This window comes from Iodobacter ciconiae, from assembly GCF_003952345.1.
Taxonomy (GTDB): domain Bacteria; phylum Pseudomonadota; class Gammaproteobacteria; order Burkholderiales; family Chitinibacteraceae; genus Iodobacter; species Iodobacter ciconiae.
This window is the reverse complement of record NZ_CP034433.1, coordinates 246,183-263,523: the sequence shown is the minus strand read 5'-3', so window position 1 is coordinate 263,523 and position 17,341 is coordinate 246,183. Positions and strand designations below refer to the sequence as shown.

16 protein-coding genes are annotated in these 17,341 nt (G+C 48.0%); 10 read left to right on the top strand and 6 right to left on the bottom strand.

The annotated features are described in order from the left end of the window. Positions 1 to 45 precede the first annotated feature (45 nt). Both EJO50_RS01115 and EJO50_RS01110 read left to right on the top strand, forming a co-directional pair. Entirely contained in the window at positions 46 to 1,068 is a 1,023-nt protein-coding gene (locus EJO50_RS01115) for a FecCD family ABC transporter permease (RefSeq protein ID WP_125971180.1), read from the top strand. Positions 1,069 to 1,169: 101 nt separating this feature from the next. After that, the gene (locus EJO50_RS01110; RefSeq protein ID WP_125971179.1) at positions 1,170 to 1,958 is read left to right on the top strand and encodes a heme ABC transporter ATP-binding protein; all 789 of its coding nucleotides are present in this window, start codon (positions 1,170 to 1,172) and stop codon (positions 1,956 to 1,958) included. Positions 1,959 to 2,135: 177 nt separating this feature from the next. On the opposite strand, the gene EJO50_RS01105 is transcribed toward EJO50_RS01110, so the two are convergent. Next, complete coding sequence (locus EJO50_RS01105) at positions 2,136 to 3,602, bottom strand: nicotinate phosphoribosyltransferase (RefSeq protein WP_125971178.1); 1,467 nt, start codon at positions 3,600 to 3,602, stop codon at positions 2,136 to 2,138. Then, positions 3,599 to 4,468 (bottom strand): ribose-phosphate diphosphokinase, encoded by an 870-nt coding sequence (gene prs, locus EJO50_RS01100; protein ID WP_206434430.1) that lies wholly within the window; start codon positions 4,466 to 4,468, stop codon positions 3,599 to 3,601. Before prs ends, EJO50_RS01105 begins: the two co-directional genes overlap by 4 nt. Before the next feature lie 197 nt (positions 4,469 to 4,665). Here prs and EJO50_RS01095 point away from each other — a divergent pair, with 197 nt between their 5' ends. Then, positions 4,666 to 5,343 (top strand): NUDIX domain-containing protein, encoded by a 678-nt coding sequence (locus EJO50_RS01095; protein ID WP_206434429.1) that lies wholly within the window; start codon positions 4,666 to 4,668, stop codon positions 5,341 to 5,343. Positions 5,344 to 5,513: 170 nt separating this feature from the next. On the opposite strand, the gene EJO50_RS01090 is transcribed toward EJO50_RS01095, so the two are convergent. After that, on the bottom strand, positions 5,514 to 7,232 hold the full coding sequence (locus EJO50_RS01090) for an amidohydrolase (protein ID WP_206434428.1): 1,719 nt from the start codon (positions 7,230 to 7,232) through the stop codon (positions 5,514 to 5,516). Positions 7,233 to 7,479: 247 nt separating this feature from the next. Further along, positions 7,480 to 8,346: a YicC/YloC family endoribonuclease gene (locus EJO50_RS01085; RefSeq protein WP_125971175.1), complete on the bottom strand. Its 867-nt coding sequence runs from the start codon at positions 8,344 to 8,346 to the stop codon at positions 7,480 to 7,482. A gap of 85 nt (positions 8,347 to 8,431) precedes the next feature. Here EJO50_RS01085 and EJO50_RS01080 point away from each other — a divergent pair, with 85 nt between their 5' ends. The 5 genes from EJO50_RS01080 to EJO50_RS01060 all read left to right on the top strand — a co-directional run bounded on the left by EJO50_RS01080 (position 8,432) and on the right by EJO50_RS01060 (position 13,359). After that, on the top strand, positions 8,432 to 9,400 hold the full coding sequence (locus tag EJO50_RS01080; RefSeq protein WP_125971174.1) for a serine/threonine protein kinase: 969 nt from the start codon (positions 8,432 to 8,434) through the stop codon (positions 9,398 to 9,400). Further along, a complete protein-coding gene (locus EJO50_RS01075) occupies positions 9,397 to 10,302 on the top strand; it encodes a PP2C family protein-serine/threonine phosphatase (protein WP_125971173.1) in 906 nt (301 codons plus the stop codon). Before EJO50_RS01080 ends, EJO50_RS01075 begins: the two co-directional genes overlap by 4 nt. Next, on the top strand, positions 10,302 to 10,979 hold the full coding sequence (locus EJO50_RS01070) for a heparan-alpha-glucosaminide N-acetyltransferase (RefSeq protein WP_125971172.1): 678 nt from the start codon (positions 10,302 to 10,304) through the stop codon (positions 10,977 to 10,979). Before EJO50_RS01075 ends, EJO50_RS01070 begins: the two co-directional genes overlap by 1 nt. Before the next feature lie 164 nt (positions 10,980 to 11,143). Next, the gene (gene rph / locus EJO50_RS01065) at positions 11,144 to 11,860 is read left to right on the top strand and encodes a ribonuclease PH (protein WP_125971171.1); all 717 of its coding nucleotides are present in this window, start codon (positions 11,144 to 11,146) and stop codon (positions 11,858 to 11,860) included. 230 nt (positions 11,861 to 12,090) lie between these two features. Then, positions 12,091 to 13,359 carry a nitronate monooxygenase gene (locus tag EJO50_RS01060; protein ID WP_125971170.1) on the top strand — a complete coding sequence of 423 codons (1,269 nt, stop codon included), beginning with the start codon at positions 12,091 to 12,093 and terminating at the stop codon, positions 13,357 to 13,359. 309 nt (positions 13,360 to 13,668) lie between these two features. Here EJO50_RS01060 and tgt read toward each other — a convergent pair whose 3' ends face one another. Both tgt and queA read right to left on the bottom strand, forming a co-directional pair. Next, positions 13,669 to 14,784 carry a tRNA guanosine(34) transglycosylase Tgt gene (gene tgt / locus EJO50_RS01055; protein WP_125971169.1) on the bottom strand — a complete coding sequence of 372 codons (1,116 nt, stop codon included), beginning with the start codon at positions 14,782 to 14,784 and terminating at the stop codon, positions 13,669 to 13,671. Between the two features lie 327 nt (positions 14,785 to 15,111). After that, complete coding sequence (queA, locus tag EJO50_RS01050; protein WP_125971168.1) at positions 15,112 to 16,137, bottom strand: tRNA preQ1(34) S-adenosylmethionine ribosyltransferase-isomerase QueA; 1,026 nt, start codon at positions 16,135 to 16,137, stop codon at positions 15,112 to 15,114. A 205-nt stretch (positions 16,138 to 16,342) separates the two neighbouring features. On the opposite strand from queA, the gene aroQ reads away from it, so the two are divergent. Beyond that, on the top strand, positions 16,343 to 16,798 hold the full coding sequence (gene aroQ / locus EJO50_RS01045) for a type II 3-dehydroquinate dehydratase (RefSeq protein WP_125971167.1): 456 nt from the start codon (positions 16,343 to 16,345) through the stop codon (positions 16,796 to 16,798). A gap of 49 nt (positions 16,799 to 16,847) precedes the next feature. After that, on the top strand, positions 16,848 to 17,309 hold the full coding sequence (gene accB, locus EJO50_RS01040; protein ID WP_125971166.1) for an acetyl-CoA carboxylase biotin carboxyl carrier protein: 462 nt from the start codon (positions 16,848 to 16,850) through the stop codon (positions 17,307 to 17,309). Positions 17,310 to 17,341: the final 32 nt, after the last annotated feature.

The following is a 17,341-nucleotide window of genomic DNA, read 5'->3' as shown; positions in this document are numbered from 1 at the left end:
CGGCATAAAGCCACTACATTTACACCCCTTGTACCAGGATTTTTCATGACGGCAATAACCCATCCCCGCCGAGTAATACAGCAAGATTCCAACTGGCAGCTGTGGATGCTTGCGGGCCTGCTTGTCCTGCTCCTGATGATTTCAGCCAGCAGCGGTGCGGTCAGTATTCCCCTCTCGCAATTACCCAAGCTGTTATTCAGCCCAAGATTTGAAACAGGCACGGAGCAGCAGCTCTGGCAAAGCGTTTTGCTGGATATGCGTTTGCCGCGTGTCTTATTTGGCGCACTAGCGGGTGCAGTGTTGGCGCTCACCGGTGCCGCCATGCAGGCTTTATTCAGAAATCCACTGGCTGAACCCGGCCTTCTGGGTATTAGCTCAGGCGCATCTTTAGGTGCAGTCACGGCCATTTTATTTGGCGGGGGCAGCTTGATGGTACTGGCTCCGGCAGCCTTTGCCGGCAGCCTGATTGCCACGGCACTGGCTTATCATCTGGGTAAGCGTTATCAAGGCATTGCCGGGCTGCTGCTGGCAGGCATTGCAATCAATGCCATTTGCGGCAGCCTGATTGGACTGATGACCTATATGGCTGATGATAATCAGCTGCGCAGCCTCACCTTCTGGAGCATGGGCAGCTTAGCGGGTGGCACATGGTCTTTGCTTGGCATGCTTAGCCCTGCCCTGCTCATTATTTCAGCCATGGTCATGCGCCACTGGCGCGCCATGAATGCACTACTGCTGGGTGAGCGCGAAGCGCAGCATCTGGGTTTTCCCATGAAGGCCATCCGGCGCAAATTAGTGCTGCTCACCGCGCTGTTAATTGGCCCGCTGGTGGCAGCAACCGGGGGAATTGGCTTTGTGGGGCTGGTGGTGCCCCATCTGGTGCGGATGATGCTGGGTGCAGATCACAGACGCCTGCTGCCTGCTGCCATGTTAGGCGGTGCCATAGCCCTTGTCGCCGCCGACTGCCTGGCCCGCCTTGTAGCACAGCCTGCTGAGCTGCCAATTGGAATTGTTACCAGCCTGATTGGTGGCCCGTTCTTTCTTTGGCTGCTGATTTCGCGAAAATAAACCCGACTTCCTGAGTTTGAAAAAAACCCGCCCTTGCACCACGGGGGCACAGAGTTACACCTGCGTGCGCAGAAGTCCTTCGCCGTTTTACGGAAAAATAAATGTCCAGCTTATTAAATGCTCAAAATCTTTACTTTAAACGTGGCAAGCAACTCATTTTGAATGATGTTTCCATGGCACTTCGTGCCGGTGAAGTAACCGCTATTCTGGGAGCCAATGGGGCAGGCAAATCTACGCTGCTATCACTGCTGTCTGGAGAGATCAGGGCCGATCAGGGAGAAATCTGCTTAAAAGGGGAAAATATCGCAAAAATACCAGCGGCAAAGCTTGCCCGCCAGCGCGCTGTGCTGCCACAAAACCCAACTCTGACTTTCGATCTGGGGGTTGAAGAAGTGATTGGCATGGGAGCCTACCCCTTTAGCGAGCTATCACCTAACGCCGTATGCAGCCTAAGTTTAAAAGTTTTACAGCTGGCCGATATCAGCCATCTGGCTCAGCGCCGTTATATGCATCTTTCCGGCGGCGAGCAGCAGCGTGTGCAATTTGCCCGCGTGCTGCTGCAAATCCTCGCCAACCCGGGCCAGCCACGATATTTGCTGCTGGATGAGCCGACCGCCAGCCTGGACCCCCGCCATCAGCACGCTTTACTCGCCGTAGTCAGCCGCCTGGCTCAAACCGAAAATATCGCCGTTGCCGTCGTTCTGCACGATGTAAACCTCGCCGCCCGCTGGTGCAGCCATTTACTGCTGCTCAAAAACGGCAGCACCGTTGCCTACGGCACACCGCAAGAAGTATTAACGCCAGATCTGCTCGGCACTGCTTATGGTATAGCATCCACCGTTATCCCTCATCCTAACCATAAAGAGCGATGCCTGGTGCTGTTTGAATAATTGATATTACGGAGCAAAACCTACTTTTAACCATAGAGGGGGCAAAGTTTCGTACAGAAAAATCAGCAGCAAAGGCTAAAATAAGTTCATCGATTTATACTGTAATAAATCAATGTAATGGCAGCACTTAAAAAAGGGTGAGACTGGCTCACCCTTTTGCATTACTTTACTCTGTAATTAATTTGCAGCTAATCTGGCTCTTATTTCCGCAAGGCTCACTTCATTCAGAATTTTACCATTTTCAAATACCGGGATAAATTCGCAATGGTAAACATCGCTCCAGCTGGCTTGCTCTTTTAAATAAAAATCGCCCTGCTTATTTTTATATACCGCAACCAGACCTTTAGCTGAATTCTTGATACCATCACCGGTTTTTGGAGCTTTAAATATTTCTTTATCGATTCCGGCAATTTTTGCAAAAGTTGCTTTTACCGCAAAACCATCAGTGTCTCTAGTGACATATTGATAGGTATAGCTGCCAATACCAAACACCACATTGGTCGAAGCAAAGCCTTTGGCTTTTAAGCCTGCACAAATGGCTTCGGCAATTTCAATGGTAATTGAATCGCCATAAATCAAACCGACATGCGGATCAAGCTGCTTATAGCCCTGACTACTTTCTGTTCCGCCAAACACTTCCCACAGGCATTCAATTGCTCCTTTATATTCCGGGCTGCCCAGCGGCGCGCTGGCATCACCGCAAATCATTTTGACAGGAGAACCGGTATCCGGTCTGAATACCACCTTACCATTACGGGCCAATATTTTATCTTTTAGCTGCATAGTAAAATCAGTCATGACCTGCCAGAAATCCCATGAGTCAGAAACAATACTCACAATTCCGGCCGGGTAAATATCTTCAATTAAACGGCGAAATGTTTCTAATTCATTTTCCATTCCGCCAGCACACATTACCGAGTGCTCGGTGGCTGCGACACTGCCGCCAACCAATTCCTTATCACTATCGGCCAGATAATAATCTTCCAGAAAATCAATTGCCGGAATAGTATCCGTACCGGTAAAGCTTAGTAAATGCGCGGCACCACTCATTACCGCAGCTTGTGCACCAAACATGCCTCTAAAGCTGAAATCATGGCCCTGCCAGTTTACAAACTCCGTACTGCCGTCTGTTTCTAAGGCATATTTAGTGAAGATTTTTTTATATTCATGCGCCGTAGTTGCGCTGGTACACATGCCCCAGATATTGGTCGAAAGAATGGTTTCCAGATAATTAGTCAGCCAGAAAAAACGCTCATCGGTATTAAAAATAACAAGGCATGGCACACGCAGCGGGTAAACCGAGCCTTCCGGCAATGCCATGATTTTAATTGGCAAATAACCCAGATCATGTAAATCAGCAATATGCTGCGTACCCACATTATTAGCGCCAAGATAGTTATTAATGCGACGCTCAAAACGGCGAATGACCACTTCTTTAGGTTGTTGAAAAAAATCAGCGTTCCAGCACTTAATCAGAAAATCTTTAATAAAATACTGTAAACCAAAAAACACCATTTTATCAGTGTAATTTCTGCGTGTAGTTCTGGCGGTTAAATTGCTAAATACAATTTCAGTCTGATCAGGATATTGTCTGCGATGATCTACTTTATAACCATCAATGGCAGTCACAGGGTTCAAGTTCATTTTGACACTCCTTGATTTGGCATAAAAGGCATAAAGGACCAGATGTCTTTTATTTTTAAAAAATCAGAACTTGCTATATCTTTCAGGCTATTGGTGCTAAAAACAGCATCGATTCCACTGGCATGTAAATCCGCCTCTTTAGCCACGCCCTCATAATGCGAAACAATTAAAATAATCCTGCCGCAATTTTTATTTTTTAACTTTTTAGCCAGCTCCATAAATGTGCGGCCACCAGAGCAGATATCATCAACAATAACGCAGGTTTTGCCACCCAGATCATTACAGTACACTTCAGTATCAATAATCTTACCACTACTGACATCCCGTACTTTATCGGCCCTGATCACCTCTAAACCACCAAGCTGCATAGACAATTCAAATATTTTTTTATTTGAGCCTGCATCAGGAGAAATTAACAACACCTTTTCACCAATATCTTCAATCGCCTGCTCAATTAATTGATGATTTTTAACCACATGTACTTTATTTAATAAAGCCGTCGTTACATCACTATGTGGATCAAATATAAAAACTCGATTAAAATTTTGCCGGTTAATTAAATCTGCATATACTTTTACAGAAAGTGCCTCACCCGGATTACATACCCTGTCCTGCCGTGCACCAGGAAAATAAGGAATATACAGATCAATCTCTTCAGCCCCCTGGCGCTTTAAAGCATCCGTCAGTAACAGCAGCTGAATAATGGATTGATCGCCTGAATAGCGAAACATAATCTCGGCATGACGACCGGTCTGGGATAATATTTGAAAGTGACTTTCACCCGCGCCAAATTGAAACTGTTTATATTCCTCCCCCTTATTTTCCAGGCGGGGTAAATAAAAACGGCTAGAACATAGATCCATCATGATCATCCAATATTTAATAGGCTGTGTCTGATTACAAAATGCTACGGCTCTGCTGGAAACATTGTATTTGGTAGCAAAACATAACCGACATAATATGTGTCCCTGCGACACTATGTCAATCATAAAGCGACGAATTTTACTAAAAACGCATCAGGTATATGCTTTATAATGTCCTAGAGACACAAGCTGAGCCGAACATGGAATATACAAACCCCTTATTTACTGTCGATAGTGTTTTATTCACCGTAAAAAACGAGCAGCTGCTGGTGCTACTTACCAAACGCGCACAAGCCCCCTTTACAGGTTGCTGGGGATTGCCGGGTGGGTTTATCGACGTACAGCAAGACACAAATACCGATGCGACGGCAAGCCGCAAACTGGAAGCCAAAGCAGGCTTAAAACCGGCCTATCTGGAACAGCTGCAGGTTATATCCGGGCCAGATCGGGATCCGCGTGGCTTTAGCGTAACGCTTGCCTACTTTGCTCTGGTGGCCTATCAGAATGTCAGCCCTCAAATCAGCAGTGTTGAATCTGCAAGCTGGATTGCAGTTAATGATCTGGAAAAAATAAACCTGGCCTTTGATCATTTAGAGATTATTCAAATCGCAAAACAAAGGTTGCAGCAAAAAACGCTTTATTCAATGACACCGGTATTTTGCCTGCCCACGCAATTTACGATCGGCCAGTTAAAATCGGTCATCGAAACCATTATCGAAAAACCCATCCAGAGAAAAAGCCTGATGCGCCGGATTGAGGCATCAGACATCTTTGATCTCAGCGAAAAGAAGATTCCGTCAGGCGGGCGCATGGCCCAGCTTTATACGTTAAAGCCAGGTGCAGATCTGGTGAATTTTGAGCGGAATTTAAATGCCTAGGCCCTGTTGGCATCAGATGCAGGGATCAGCGAAAATCAAACGATTGCAGCTCTAAAAAAGCACTGATCCTGTTCAGAATGGCCATTTGTCTGCAGTCAGCTTGTGATTTCTCTCCCAGCAGCTGCAAATGGACATTTAATCAGCGCTTCCCATGCGGATCTTTATCAGGTTTATTTTTCACGCTGGTAAATCGTTTTACCCTCTTTAATTGTGGCCATCACCCGGATATCTTTGATCTTCATCGGAGCCACTTTCAAGGGGTTCTGATCCAAAATCACCAGATCAGCCAGCTTTCCTGTTTCCAGCGAGCCTTTACTTGCTTCTTCCTTGTATTGAAAAGCCACATTAATTGTCATGGCCTTCAGCGCCTCCAGTGGAGTGACACGCTGATCAGCACCATAAACCTCACCCGCACGCGATACGCGGTTAACGGCAGACCAGAGCATAAACATCTGATCCAGAGGGGCTACAACAAAATCAGTGTGATTGCTTGGGTGCAGGCCCATATCAATGGCATCACGCATCGGGCTTAGGTAGCTAGCCTGCTCAAAGCCGCGATTGGCTTTGTGTGCTTCTGCAAAGTAAAAAGTATGCAGCGTATAAAGGGACGGAATGATTTTGTATTCGGCGTATTTAGCCATCTGATCTTTACGCACAAATTGTGAATGAATAACTGTTGTGCGCCGGTCTCTGGAAAGATCGCCCACTGCTGCATATTCATGAGCACGTAAAAACAGATCAATTGCAGCATCACCATTGGCATGCAGGTTTAAAGGCACATTAAGCTCATAAACCTGTTTAACGGCTTTTTTAACCCATTCTTCCGGAAAAGTAGGCTCTCCTGTCCAGTTTTCCTCACCACCTGGGCCACCAGTCAGATAGGGCTGCGTAAAATAAGCCGTTTTACCCTGGGGGGAGCCATCAATCGTGATTTTCACCCCGCCCAGTTTTAAACGCTGATTATATTTACCAAAAGATTCAGGCGGGTTGTCTTTCAGTACTTCTTCAAGATCGGTAATAAATGGATAAGCAACCACGTCAATTATATTGACGCCGGCTTTACTGGCTTTTTGCATCACTTTCAGATCAGCAGCATGCGTTGCACCTTCGTGTGCGGTAGTAATTCCCGCCCTGGCATACATCATCTGGCCGGCACGGGTCGCTGCGATTATTTCTTCATCTGTTTCCGGCTTGGGTAAATCAGCAAAAACCGGCAAAAACGCCGTTTCCATAATCAAGCCATAGGGCTCGGCCGTCCCGGGTTTGCGCAGGATAACCCCACCAGGAGGCGTTTGCATTTCTGCCGTGAATTTCCATTTTTTCATAGCGGCGCTATTGAGCACACCACCATGCATGGAAACATGATTTACCAGTACCGGATGATCCGGAAATACAGCATCAAGATGGTCACGATTTAGCTGCCGTCCTTCCGGCATCACATTTTCATCATAGCCATAAGCCTGAATCAGCACGCCCTTTGGAATTTTATGAGCCTTCACAAATTTCTTCAGCTCGGCCACAATACTTTCCGGGCTGGTCCCTGGCCCGGCAGGTGGCGCATAAACGTTCACCTGATTAGCGACGGAAAGTGAGTTGATATAGTGGCTGTGCGCATCCATAAAAGCAGGTAAAAGTGTCTGTCCGCGCAAATTGACCATCTTTGTTTTATGGCCTTTGAACTGAGCCAATGCTTTACGCTCACCCACGGCCACAATCACCCCATCTTTTACAGCCAGAGCTTCCGCGCTGGCCTGCTGATCATTAACCGTCACAATATCACCGCCATAATAAATAGTGTCGGCAAACTGAACAGGGGAAGCAGCAAAGCTGAAATTCATCAGCACAATACTGGTTAATGCCAGTACTTTACGAGATAGTAAAAGGGTCATGACCGCTCCAAATATATGCAAACAGGTTAACAATTTATTCCAAACATTTCAGACAAGCAGCCTAACAATATAAGTAAATAAGGAAGACAGAAAATACTTAATATGTCTCTCTCTGTTAAAAACACCAGCAATAAGCGTAGTGCAATTTAATAGGCGTAGCACAGATACGATAAGCTAAAACTAAAAAAAACCCAGCATTTGCTGGGTTTGTAAAGATATTAAGTGTGCATTTGTATCGCATAAAACATTACTCAATATTCTGAATCTGCTCACGCATTTGCTCAATTAAAACTTTTAATTCAATCGAAGCGCGGCTGGTTTCGGCGCTGACTGATTTAGAACCAAGGGTATTGGCTTCACGGTTCAGCTCTTGCATTAAAAAGTCGAGGCGTTTACCAACAGAGCCGCCTTTTTCCAGGATACGGCGAATTTCGCTAAAGTGAGCATTCAGGCGCGAGAGTTCTTCATCAATATCAATTTTTTGCGCAAAGATCACAATCTCCTGGCGAACTCTATCGTCATCCATTGTGCCCAGCGCATCTAAAAAGCGCGCTTTCATGCGAGTTTCATAAGAAGCTGCCAACTGCGGGATAAGTGGGGTAACATCGTTTACAATGCTCTGCATACCAGCAATGCGTTCCAGAAGGTGCGCTTTAAGCTTGTCACCTTCGCGGGCACGGCTGGCGCTAAAATCAGTCAGCGCTTCATCTAAAACTTCCAGGCATGCAGCACCCAGTGATTCCGGTGCGGCTACCTGGGCAGATAAGACCCCCGGCCAGCGTAACAGCTCGCCCAGCTGCAGCTCGGAAGCCATTGGAGCAATTTTTTTTGCGACTGTGGCGGCAGCCAAAAGCTGCTGTAAAAGCTCTGTATTAAGTTGTAAAGCGGCTTCTCCTCCGGCTCGTGCATTCCAGTTTACCCGGCACTCTACTTTGCCACGGGCAAGCTTGGCAGACACACGCTCACGAATTCCCCCTTCAAATGGGCGGATTTCTTCCGGCGTTCTGAGGATAAGATCTAAAAAACGGTGGTTGACCGAACGCAGCTCAATACTTAATGTACCGTCTGTCAATTCACGTTGAACCGAGGCAAAACCAGTCATACTTAAAATCATTAGGACTCCTTTATGGGATTTGCTTTACATTCCATTGAGCTGAAATCAAAATTAACAGATAGACAAATATAACGAAAAGACACGGATGGCAACCCCAAGCAACCAACCGCTCGCACGCGGTTATCAACTTCAAAACTACACAATCGCTAAACTACTGTCTGCAGGTGGCTTTAGCATTGTGTATCTGGCACATGACGAAAAAGATTATCCAGTCGCCATTAAGGAATATTTACCCAATTCTTTAGCCCTCAGAACCGAGGGTGAACTGGTACAGGCTCGCAACGAGGACAGTGTTGCCTTGTTTCGCCACGGCTTGAAATGCTTCTTTGAAGAAGGCAAGACCTTAGCCCATATCCAGCACCCGAATATCATCCGGGTACGTAACTTTTTCCGCGCCAACGACACGGTATACATGGTGATGGAGTACGAGCGTGGCCGAACCCTGCAAAAGGAAATCCAGCTAAAACACAGCAGAGGCGGTGTGGATGAGAAACTGATCCGCCATGTGTTTTACCATTTACTCAATGGTTTACGCGAAGTTCATCTGAATAAACTGCTTCATCTGGATATTAAGCCTGCCAATATTTATATTCGTAAAGACGGCTCGCCAGTTTTACTGGATTTTGGTTCTGCACGTCAAACACTGGCTTTAGAGCAAAGTAAACTGACCCCTATGTATACCCCCGGGTTTGCCGCGCCCGAGCAATATAATAAACAGGATCAGCAAGGCCCCTGGACAGATATCTATGGTGTGGGGGCCAGTTTATTTTCCTGCATCGCAGGCACAGCACCACAAGCTGCCGACCAGCGTTTAAAACTGGATAAAGTGATAAAACTCCACGATCGTTATGGTGACCGCTACTCACCTGAGCTTATCGAACTCATCTCTTCCTGCCTGAACTTGGATCCAAGCCTCAGGCCGCAAAGCGTGCATCAGCTTCAGAAGCAGCTGTTAGAGAGGGGATCAGCTCCGGTTAAACGTAGTGGTATCGTCAGTATTTTACGTCGTAAATGGTCGGTATACTCAAGCAAAGGCCAGCTGGAAACAGAATGAAATTTACCGTATATCAAAATAGCCGCCAGGGTGGCCGCCAATATAACCAGGACCGCTTGGGCTACTCCTACAGCCGCGATGCACTTTTGCTTGTCGTTGCCGATGGCATGGGCGGGCACCTGCACGGTGAAATTGCCGCACAAATTGCCGTGGAGCTGCTCACTGACCTGTTTCAAAAAAAAGCCCAGCCCGTCCTCAAAAGCCCCAATCAGTTTCTGCATGATGCCCTGCTAAAGTGCCATGCGGCTATTTCTGATTACGCCAGCAAACATCAGCTACTTGAAATCCCCCGGACAACAGTCGTAACCTGCGTTATCCAGGACGGCATATTATTTTGGGCTCATGTGGGAGATTCCCGGCTTTATCTGCTGCGTAAAGGCAAGATACTGCTGCAAACCAAAGATCATTCAAAAGTTCAAAAACTATTAGATAGTGGCAAGATCAGCGCCGAAGAAGCGCTGGTTCACCCTGAACGCAATAAAATTTACAACTGTCTTGGCGGCAACATCACGCCCGAAATCGAGTTGGGTGGCATTATGGCGCTAAGCGACAACGATACCCTGCTGCTTTGCACCGATGGCCTGTGGGGGTGCGTCACAGAAACCCAGCTCATTCACTTCCTGTCTTCTTTTCCTGTGCTGTTTTCTGTTCCTCAGCTGATGGACCAGGCAGAACTATGCGGTGGCAAACAGGCAGACAATATCAGCGCCCTGGGCATTAACTGGCATGATGCCGAGGATCAGTTTTTTTCCGATAATGCCTTTGTATCTACGCAAAAACTCGATATCAACACCATCAGCACCCATATTGATCCTTCAACTGTCTCCGCTGATATTACGGATGAGGATATCGAAGCTGCTATTGCCGAAATTCAGGCGGCTATTCAGAAATACTCCAAATAATGCAGACACAAAACCGTAAGCCTCTGCCTGATCTGCTCCGGGGAGTAGCCGTTGTATTAATGGTTTTCTTCCATTTTTGCTTTGATCTGGCTTATTTTGGCAAGCTTGCGGTTCAAACCAATGTCGAGCCGGAATGGGTGGCCCTTCGCATCCTGATTGTTACCCTCTTTGCTGCAGTAGCAGGCTTCACCACGGGAGATAAAATCAATCCCGCACGCCAGCTGAAGCTTCTAGCCTGTGCAATGGCTGCCACCTTAGGCAGCTGGCTTATTTTCCCCCATGCAGTCATCTGGTTTGGCGTCCTGCATTTCTTTTTTGTGGCAGGGCTGCTTGCCCCTTTTTTTATTAAACAGACCACACTTAATCTACTCCTGGGGCCCAGCCTGATCTTGCTGGGCATTTATCTGCAAGCACCGCTATTCAATCACCCGGCTCTCGCCTGGTTGGGCATGATGACTTACAAACCAATCACAGAAGATTACGTGCCACTCATCCCCTGGTTTGGAGTAATTTTACTCGGGATCGCTGCACAGCGGCTTATTCCCACAGGCTGGATGACCCTTGGCAGCGCCAAAAGCCTTAGCCCGATACGCTGGATAGGGCGGCACAGCCTGATCATTTATCTGCTGCATCAGCCGGTATTATTTGCTGCTCTAGGCCTGATTTTTAAAAAATAAACCACCAAACAAACCCAAGGCCGTGGGTCTAAGCCCTTCTCCACCTATTTCACAACATCACCTCACCTGCCTGTATGACTTATTACAAAGTCTGCCATTGCGAAGCATTAGAAATGCCTGAGCAAAGGTATAATCCCGGCAATTTACATAAAACGAGACCCGCCATGCGCCCTTCCTCACGTCGCTCCGATGAGCTTCGCAGCGTTCGCATCACCCGCCAATACACCCGCCATGCCGAAGGATCGGTACTGATCGAGTTTGGCGACACCAAAGTACTCTGCACAGCCTCAGTGGAAGAAAACGTACCTTCCTTTCTAAAGGGTAAAGGTCAGGGCTGGGTGACGGCGGAATACGGCATGTTGCCCCGCTCCACCAATAGCCGTATGCGGCGTGAAGCCGCTCAGGGCAAGCAAAGCGGCCGAACCCAGGAAATCCAGCGCCTGATTGGCCGCTCATTACGCTCAGTCGTCGATATGGCCGCCTTAGGCGAGCGCCAGATTATTATTGACTGTGACGTACTTCAAGCCGATGGCGGTACCCGTACCGCCAGCATTACCGGCGCATTTGTTGCACTAAGCGACGCAATCAATGGCTTGATTGCGGCAGGCAAACTCACCACTTCACCGATTCGTGAACATGTCGCAGCAATTTCTGTGGGTGTTTATAAAGGTGTAGCAGTGTTGGATCTGGATTACCCGGAAGACTCGGACTGCGAAACAGACATGAATGTAGTTATGACAGCCAGTGGAAAGTTTGTAGAAGTGCAGGGAACAGCCGAAGGTGATGCATTTAGCCGCGAAGAAATGAATACATTATTAAATTTAGCCGAGCAAGGAATCAGGGACCTTATCACCATGCAAAAAACAGCACTAGCCCTCTGATTTAGTTGATAAATACAGACCGGGACGGTGGCGTATTTTTCTTAAAATGATATAAATCTTGAGGCAAAAAAAACAGAAAATAGCGGTAAAGCAACAATTACCGCAATTCAAATGCTCATTTTAATTTGAATTTACCAGCAAAATCCCCACCCTCGTAGTGATATCACGATAGAAAATACGGTGCCGATAAGGTTTAGCCCCTTTTTGATTACTTGGTTAAAGTACAAACGATGAAACGTGTAGATGATTTCCGCCTTCGCTTCGGTAAAAAAGAACTCGTACCGATCATGATTGGCGGTATGGGTGTCGATATTTCCACCGCTGACCTGGCTCTTGAGGCCGCTCGCCTCGGTGGTATTGGCCATATCTCGGATGCCATGATCAACACAGTGACTGATCGTCGCTACAAAACCAAGCAAGTTAAAGAAAAACTTCAGCAGTACAAACACAATGTGACGAACTCGGATAAATCCGAAGTTCAGTTCGATTTAGGCCGTCTTGAAGAAGCCACCAAACTTCACGTAAATAAAACCATGGAAGCCAAACATGGTGATGGCCTGGTTTTTATCAACTGCATGGAAAAGCTCACCATGAATGCCCCGAAAGAAACCCTTCGGGTGCGTTTAACGGCAGCGCTGGATGCAGGCATTGATGGCATTACGCTGGCGGCCGGTTTGCATCTGGGCTCAATGGGACTGATCGAAGATCACCCGCGCTTCAGAGACGCCAAGCTGGGGATTATTGTTTCCTCTGTACGCGCCTTACAATTATTTCTGCGTAAAAACGCCAAGCTCAATCGCCTGCCAGATTACGTGGTGGTTGAAGGCCCGCTGGCGGGCGGGCACTTGGGCTTTGGTATGGATTGGGCACAGTACGATTTGGCCACGATCGTGGCCGAAATCCGCCAGTTTATGCTGGATGAGCAACTTGAGATTCCGATTATTCCCGCCGGTGGTATTTTCACTGGCACGGATGCGGTATCGTTCCTTGAAGCAGGGGCTGCCGCAGTACAGGTAGCCACCCGTTTTACCGTATCAAGCGAATGCGGCCTGCCTGCCAGTGTGCAGCAGGAATACTTTAAATCCAGTGAAGATAATATCGAAGTAAATCAGATTTCCCCAACGGGCTATCCAATGCGTATGCTGAAAAACAGCCCTTCAATTGGAGCTGGAATACGCCCGAACTGTGAGGCTTATGGTTACCTGCTCGATGCCAAGGGCAGCTGCAGCTATATCGAGGCATACAACCGCGAAGTGGCTATCGCCCCCGATGCCAGACGGATCAAAGTAATGGATAAAACCTGCCTTTGCACACATATGCGCAATTTTGATTGCTGGACCTGCGGCCACTACACCTATCGCCTGAAGGACACCAGCCACAAACACGAAGACGGCAACTACCAGATTCTGTCGGCTGAGCATATTTTTCATGACTATCAGTACAGCACAGACAATAAAATTGCTCTGCCCACCAGGGTAGCGCTGGAATTGGCCAAGTAAGGCGGCTATCCCACGAAAAAAAACGGCATAGCGCAGGCTATGCCGTTTTTTTATGCTCATAACTAAATTCACCGGGCGATTATCCGCAGTGAGGGGCCATCGTGCTTTTGATATTGCGGTTTTGCTTCCTTTCCTGGCCATTCAAGAAAGGGGAGTCCCCCGCAGGATGCCGCACCAAAATCAACGTACTGAAAGCACTAAAAAGGTCTTTTTGATTTTAGTTGGCGGCTGAGGGGTTTCACCTGCCCTGCGCAATTCATATCGCATGGCACTTACTGAGCGATAAGGCACACGCTGTGCCCATCTAAATCAATCAACCCCGCGTGCGCGATCAGCGTGGAATTGCGCCACGTGGCTGGTAAATTGATCCGCTTCAATGGCTGCACGCATTTCTGCCATCACCACCTGATAATAATGCAGGTTGTGGATGGTATTAAGCTGAGCCGCCAGAATCTCGCCTGTGCGGAATAAATGATGCAGGTATGCACGGCTGAAGTTCTTGCAGGTGTAGCAGCTACATGTTTCGTCTAAAGGACGCTTGTCCAGCTTATGTTTGGCATTTTTGATTTTTACATCGCCAAAGCGGGTAAACAACATGCCATTCCTTGCGTTGCGGGTGGGCATCACGCAATCGAACATATCAATACCCTGACTTACCCCATACACCAGGTCTTCAGGCGTGCCTACACCCATTAAATAGCGCGGCTTGTTTACCGGTAGTTTAGGGGCAGTATGAGCCAGAATGCGCTCCATATCTTCTTTAGGCTCGCCCACCGACAAACCACCAATGGCCATGCCATCAAAACCAATCTCTAACAGGCCGGCAATCGATTCATCCCGCAGGTCTTCATACATGCCGCCCTGCACGATGCCAAACAGCGCATTCGGGTTTTGCTGTGCATCAAACTCAGCACGTGAGCGCTTGGCCCAGCGATAAGACATCCGCATCGAATCACCTGCTTGCTTGCGATCAGCCGGATACGGGGTGCATTCGTCAAAAATCATCACGATGTCGGAATTAAGCACCGTTTGAATTTTCATTGATTCTTCAGGTGTTAAAAATAATTTATCGCCATTGACCGGGCTTTGGAAAGTCACGCCTTCCTCAGTAATCTTGCGCATCGCACCCAGGCTAAACACCTGGAAACCGCCCGAATCTGTCAGGATGGGTCTATCCCAGCCCATAAATTCGTGCAGACCACCAAATTGCTCAACCACTTCCAAACCGGGGCGCAGCCACAGATGGAAAGTATTACCAAGACAGATTTGCGCGCCAATTTCTTTTAAATCACGCGGCGTCATGGCTTTTACGGTACCGTAAGTACCCACAGGCATAAACACCGGCGTTTCAACTACGCCGTGATTTAAAGTCATGGTGCCGCGCCGCGCGCCGCCACTGGTGGCTTTTAATTCAAATTTCAGCATTATTTTTTTCCTAAGCGCCGCCGGAAACACAGTCCGGCACGGGCCGCAAGATTACCGCCAAGCCAGCAGCAAAGCAATGTCATTACGGTGTGAAAATACGGGATATTAGCGATTCAGCCCTTGCTAAACAGCGCCCTGTACATCTTCCAGCTAATCCTGACCGGGGCCGAATCTGCTCTTCAAAGTACCCGCCATTTGCCGCCCTTGACCATCTCAGCCAAATCACAATGAGCAGAGCATTCACGCCGCCAGGCCAGCAAAATACCAGTACAAGCAATGCCCCAATCCCGGCACAAGCCACTGGATCTCTGCTACTGATTTGCCTGACTAAAGCGTATCGGGCTCTAATAGCATCGCATCGCCATAGCTAAAAAATCTGTACTTTTGCTCCACTGCATATTGATAGGCAGCAAGCATCGTGTCATAGCCGGCAAATGCCGCCACCAGCATCAATAAAGTAGACTTAGGCAAATGAAAATTGGTAATCAGACGGTCAACCACACGGAACTGGTAGCCCGGTGTGATAAAAATATTCGTGTCCCCTTCCGGCTGGGCCAGAAAACCCTGCTGCGAAGCCGCTTCTAATGCGCGCAAGCTGGTGGTCCCCACGGCAATCACGCGCCCGCCCTGAGCCTTTGCTTTTTCGATCAGAGCAATGGTGGCAGCGGGAATCGAATAGCGCTCATGGTGCATGATGTGCTCTGCAATATCATCGACTCGTACCGGCTGAAAAGTCCCTGCACCAACGTGCAAGGTGAGGTAACCAGTTTTCACCCCCATTGCCTGCAACTTTGCGAGTAAATCTTCAGTAAAGTGCAAGCCTGCCGTCGGAGCCGCCACAGCGCCCGGGTCCCGCGCATAAACCGTCTGATAGCGCCTGGCATCTTCATCATCAGGAATATGAGTAATATAGGGAGGTAAAGGCAGCTGACCGGCCTGCTCAAGGATATCTAATACACTTTCTTCGCCGTCAAACTGTAATTTAAACAGATCATCTTTGCGCTCGATCATTGTTGCAGTCCAGCGATCTGCAAAAATAAGCCTTGCACCGGGCTTCGGTGCCCTGGAGGAACGAATATGAGCCAGCGCGCTGCGCTCATCTAAAACACGCTCGATCAAAGCTTCAATTGCACCGCCTGAATCCTTTTTGCCAAATACCCGGGCCTTAATCACCTTGGTGTCATTAAAAATAAGGACATCACCCGCACGTAAAAATTGCGGTAACTCGCAAAAATGTGAATCTTGCCGTACGAGGCCATTGATATGTAGTAAACGACTTTCTCCACGAACCTGAGGGGGAAACTGTGCAATCAGAGATTCGGGCAAATGGTAATCAAAGTCAGCGACTTGCATGTAAAAAGAAGCCTTTTTTAAGGTGTAACAAAACTACAAGACATGTATCGCCTTGTACGATAAAACCCGCGTACAGACTGACTTGGCGGGCTTTCAAACAAGTGTTTTAGAATGCAAATCGCCGAAATTACCCACTTTTTCTGGACAAATTCGCACATACTGCGGCAAACTTCGCCCAATGACAGGCAACAAAAACGAGTAGCGGATGCAAAACACACGCAATATCCTAGTACTACATGGCCCAAATTTGAATCTGCTGGGGTCAAGAGAGCCGCAGCACTACGGTGCTGATACCCTAGAGATAATCAACTCCAAGCTCATGGCACTGGGACAACAGCGTGCTGCCCGCGTTGATGCTTTCCAATCAAATCGCGAATACGAACTTATTGATCGTATTCATGCCGCCCATTCTGACGGCACGGATTTTATCATCATTAACCCCGCTGCGTTTACACATACCAGCATTGCTATTCGTGATGCGCTGGCCGGGGTAAAAATTCCTTTTGTTGAAGTTCACCTGTCCAATGTTCATACCCGTGAGTCATTCCGGCATCATTCCTATTTTTCCGACCTCGCGGTTGGCGTTATCTGCGGTCTAGGCGCGCATGGTTATGAATGCGCACTGGAATTCGCACTCCGTTTTACTCCCAAGGCCCCCTGATTTTAATTAATCAACGCCAATAATTCTCGCATATAGAGAGGAGACCCCTATGGATTTGCGTAAACTTAAAAAACTGATTGATCTCGTGGAAGAATCCGGCATTGCCGAGCTTGAAGTCACCGAAGGTGAAGAGCGCGTTCGTATTACCCGGGTAAATCAGAATATCCCTGCCTACGCACAAGCGATGCAATACCAGTTGCCACCTGCTGCCCCCGCTGCCGCTGCGGCGGCCCCTGTCGCCGTGGCGGTTGCCGCAGAAGTCGAAGCGCAACCAGAAGGCTTTATTGCCAAATCTCCCATGGTAGGCACTTTCTACCGCGCCTCATCTCCTGAAGCCAAAAACTTTGTAGAAGTCGGCCAGCAAGTGAATGTGGGCGATACTTTATGCATTATTGAAGCGATGAAGCTCCTCAATGAAATCGAAGCCGACAAAGCAGGCGTGATCAAAGCGATTCTGGTTGAAAACGGCCGCCCTGTTGAATACGGTGAGCCACTGTTTATTATTGGCTGATTCGGTAAAAAGTAAGCAATAAAGCGCGGGTG

What these genes read in the sequence shown, in the direction of transcription:
- EJO50_RS01115 (WP_125971180.1), top strand. Translation starts at nt 46, where the DNA reads ATGACGGCAATAACCCATCCCCGCCGAGTAATACAGCAAGATTCCAAC.
- EJO50_RS01110 (WP_125971179.1), top strand. Translation starts at nt 1,170, where the DNA reads ATGTCCAGCTTATTAAATGCTCAAAATCTTTACTTTAAACGTGGCAAG.
- EJO50_RS01105 (WP_125971178.1), bottom strand. Translation starts at nt 3,602, where the DNA reads ATGAACTTGAACCCTGTGACTGCCATTGATGGTTATAAAGTAGATCAT.
- prs (WP_206434430.1), bottom strand. Translation starts at nt 4,468, where the DNA reads ATGATGGATCTATGTTCTAGCCGTTTTTATTTACCCCGCCTGGAAAAT.
- EJO50_RS01095 (WP_206434429.1), top strand. Translation starts at nt 4,666, where the DNA reads ATGGAATATACAAACCCCTTATTTACTGTCGATAGTGTTTTATTCACC.
- EJO50_RS01090 (WP_206434428.1), bottom strand. Translation starts at nt 7,232, where the DNA reads ATGACCCTTTTACTATCTCGTAAAGTACTGGCATTAACCAGTATTGTG.
- EJO50_RS01085 (WP_125971175.1), bottom strand. Translation starts at nt 8,346, where the DNA reads ATGATTTTAAGTATGACTGGTTTTGCCTCGGTTCAACGTGAATTGACA.
- EJO50_RS01080 (WP_125971174.1), top strand. Translation starts at nt 8,432, where the DNA reads ATGGCAACCCCAAGCAACCAACCGCTCGCACGCGGTTATCAACTTCAA.
- EJO50_RS01075 (WP_125971173.1), top strand. Translation starts at nt 9,397, where the DNA reads ATGAAATTTACCGTATATCAAAATAGCCGCCAGGGTGGCCGCCAATAT.
- EJO50_RS01070 (WP_125971172.1), top strand. Translation starts at nt 10,302, where the DNA reads ATGCAGACACAAAACCGTAAGCCTCTGCCTGATCTGCTCCGGGGAGTA.
- rph (WP_125971171.1), top strand. Translation starts at nt 11,144, where the DNA reads ATGCGCCCTTCCTCACGTCGCTCCGATGAGCTTCGCAGCGTTCGCATC.
- EJO50_RS01060 (WP_125971170.1), top strand. Translation starts at nt 12,091, where the DNA reads ATGAAACGTGTAGATGATTTCCGCCTTCGCTTCGGTAAAAAAGAACTC.
- tgt (WP_125971169.1), bottom strand. Translation starts at nt 14,784, where the DNA reads ATGCTGAAATTTGAATTAAAAGCCACCAGTGGCGGCGCGCGGCGCGGC.
- queA (WP_125971168.1), bottom strand. Translation starts at nt 16,137, where the DNA reads ATGCAAGTCGCTGACTTTGATTACCATTTGCCCGAATCTCTGATTGCA.
- aroQ (WP_125971167.1), top strand. Translation starts at nt 16,343, where the DNA reads ATGCAAAACACACGCAATATCCTAGTACTACATGGCCCAAATTTGAAT.
- accB (WP_125971166.1), top strand. Translation starts at nt 16,848, where the DNA reads ATGGATTTGCGTAAACTTAAAAAACTGATTGATCTCGTGGAAGAATCC.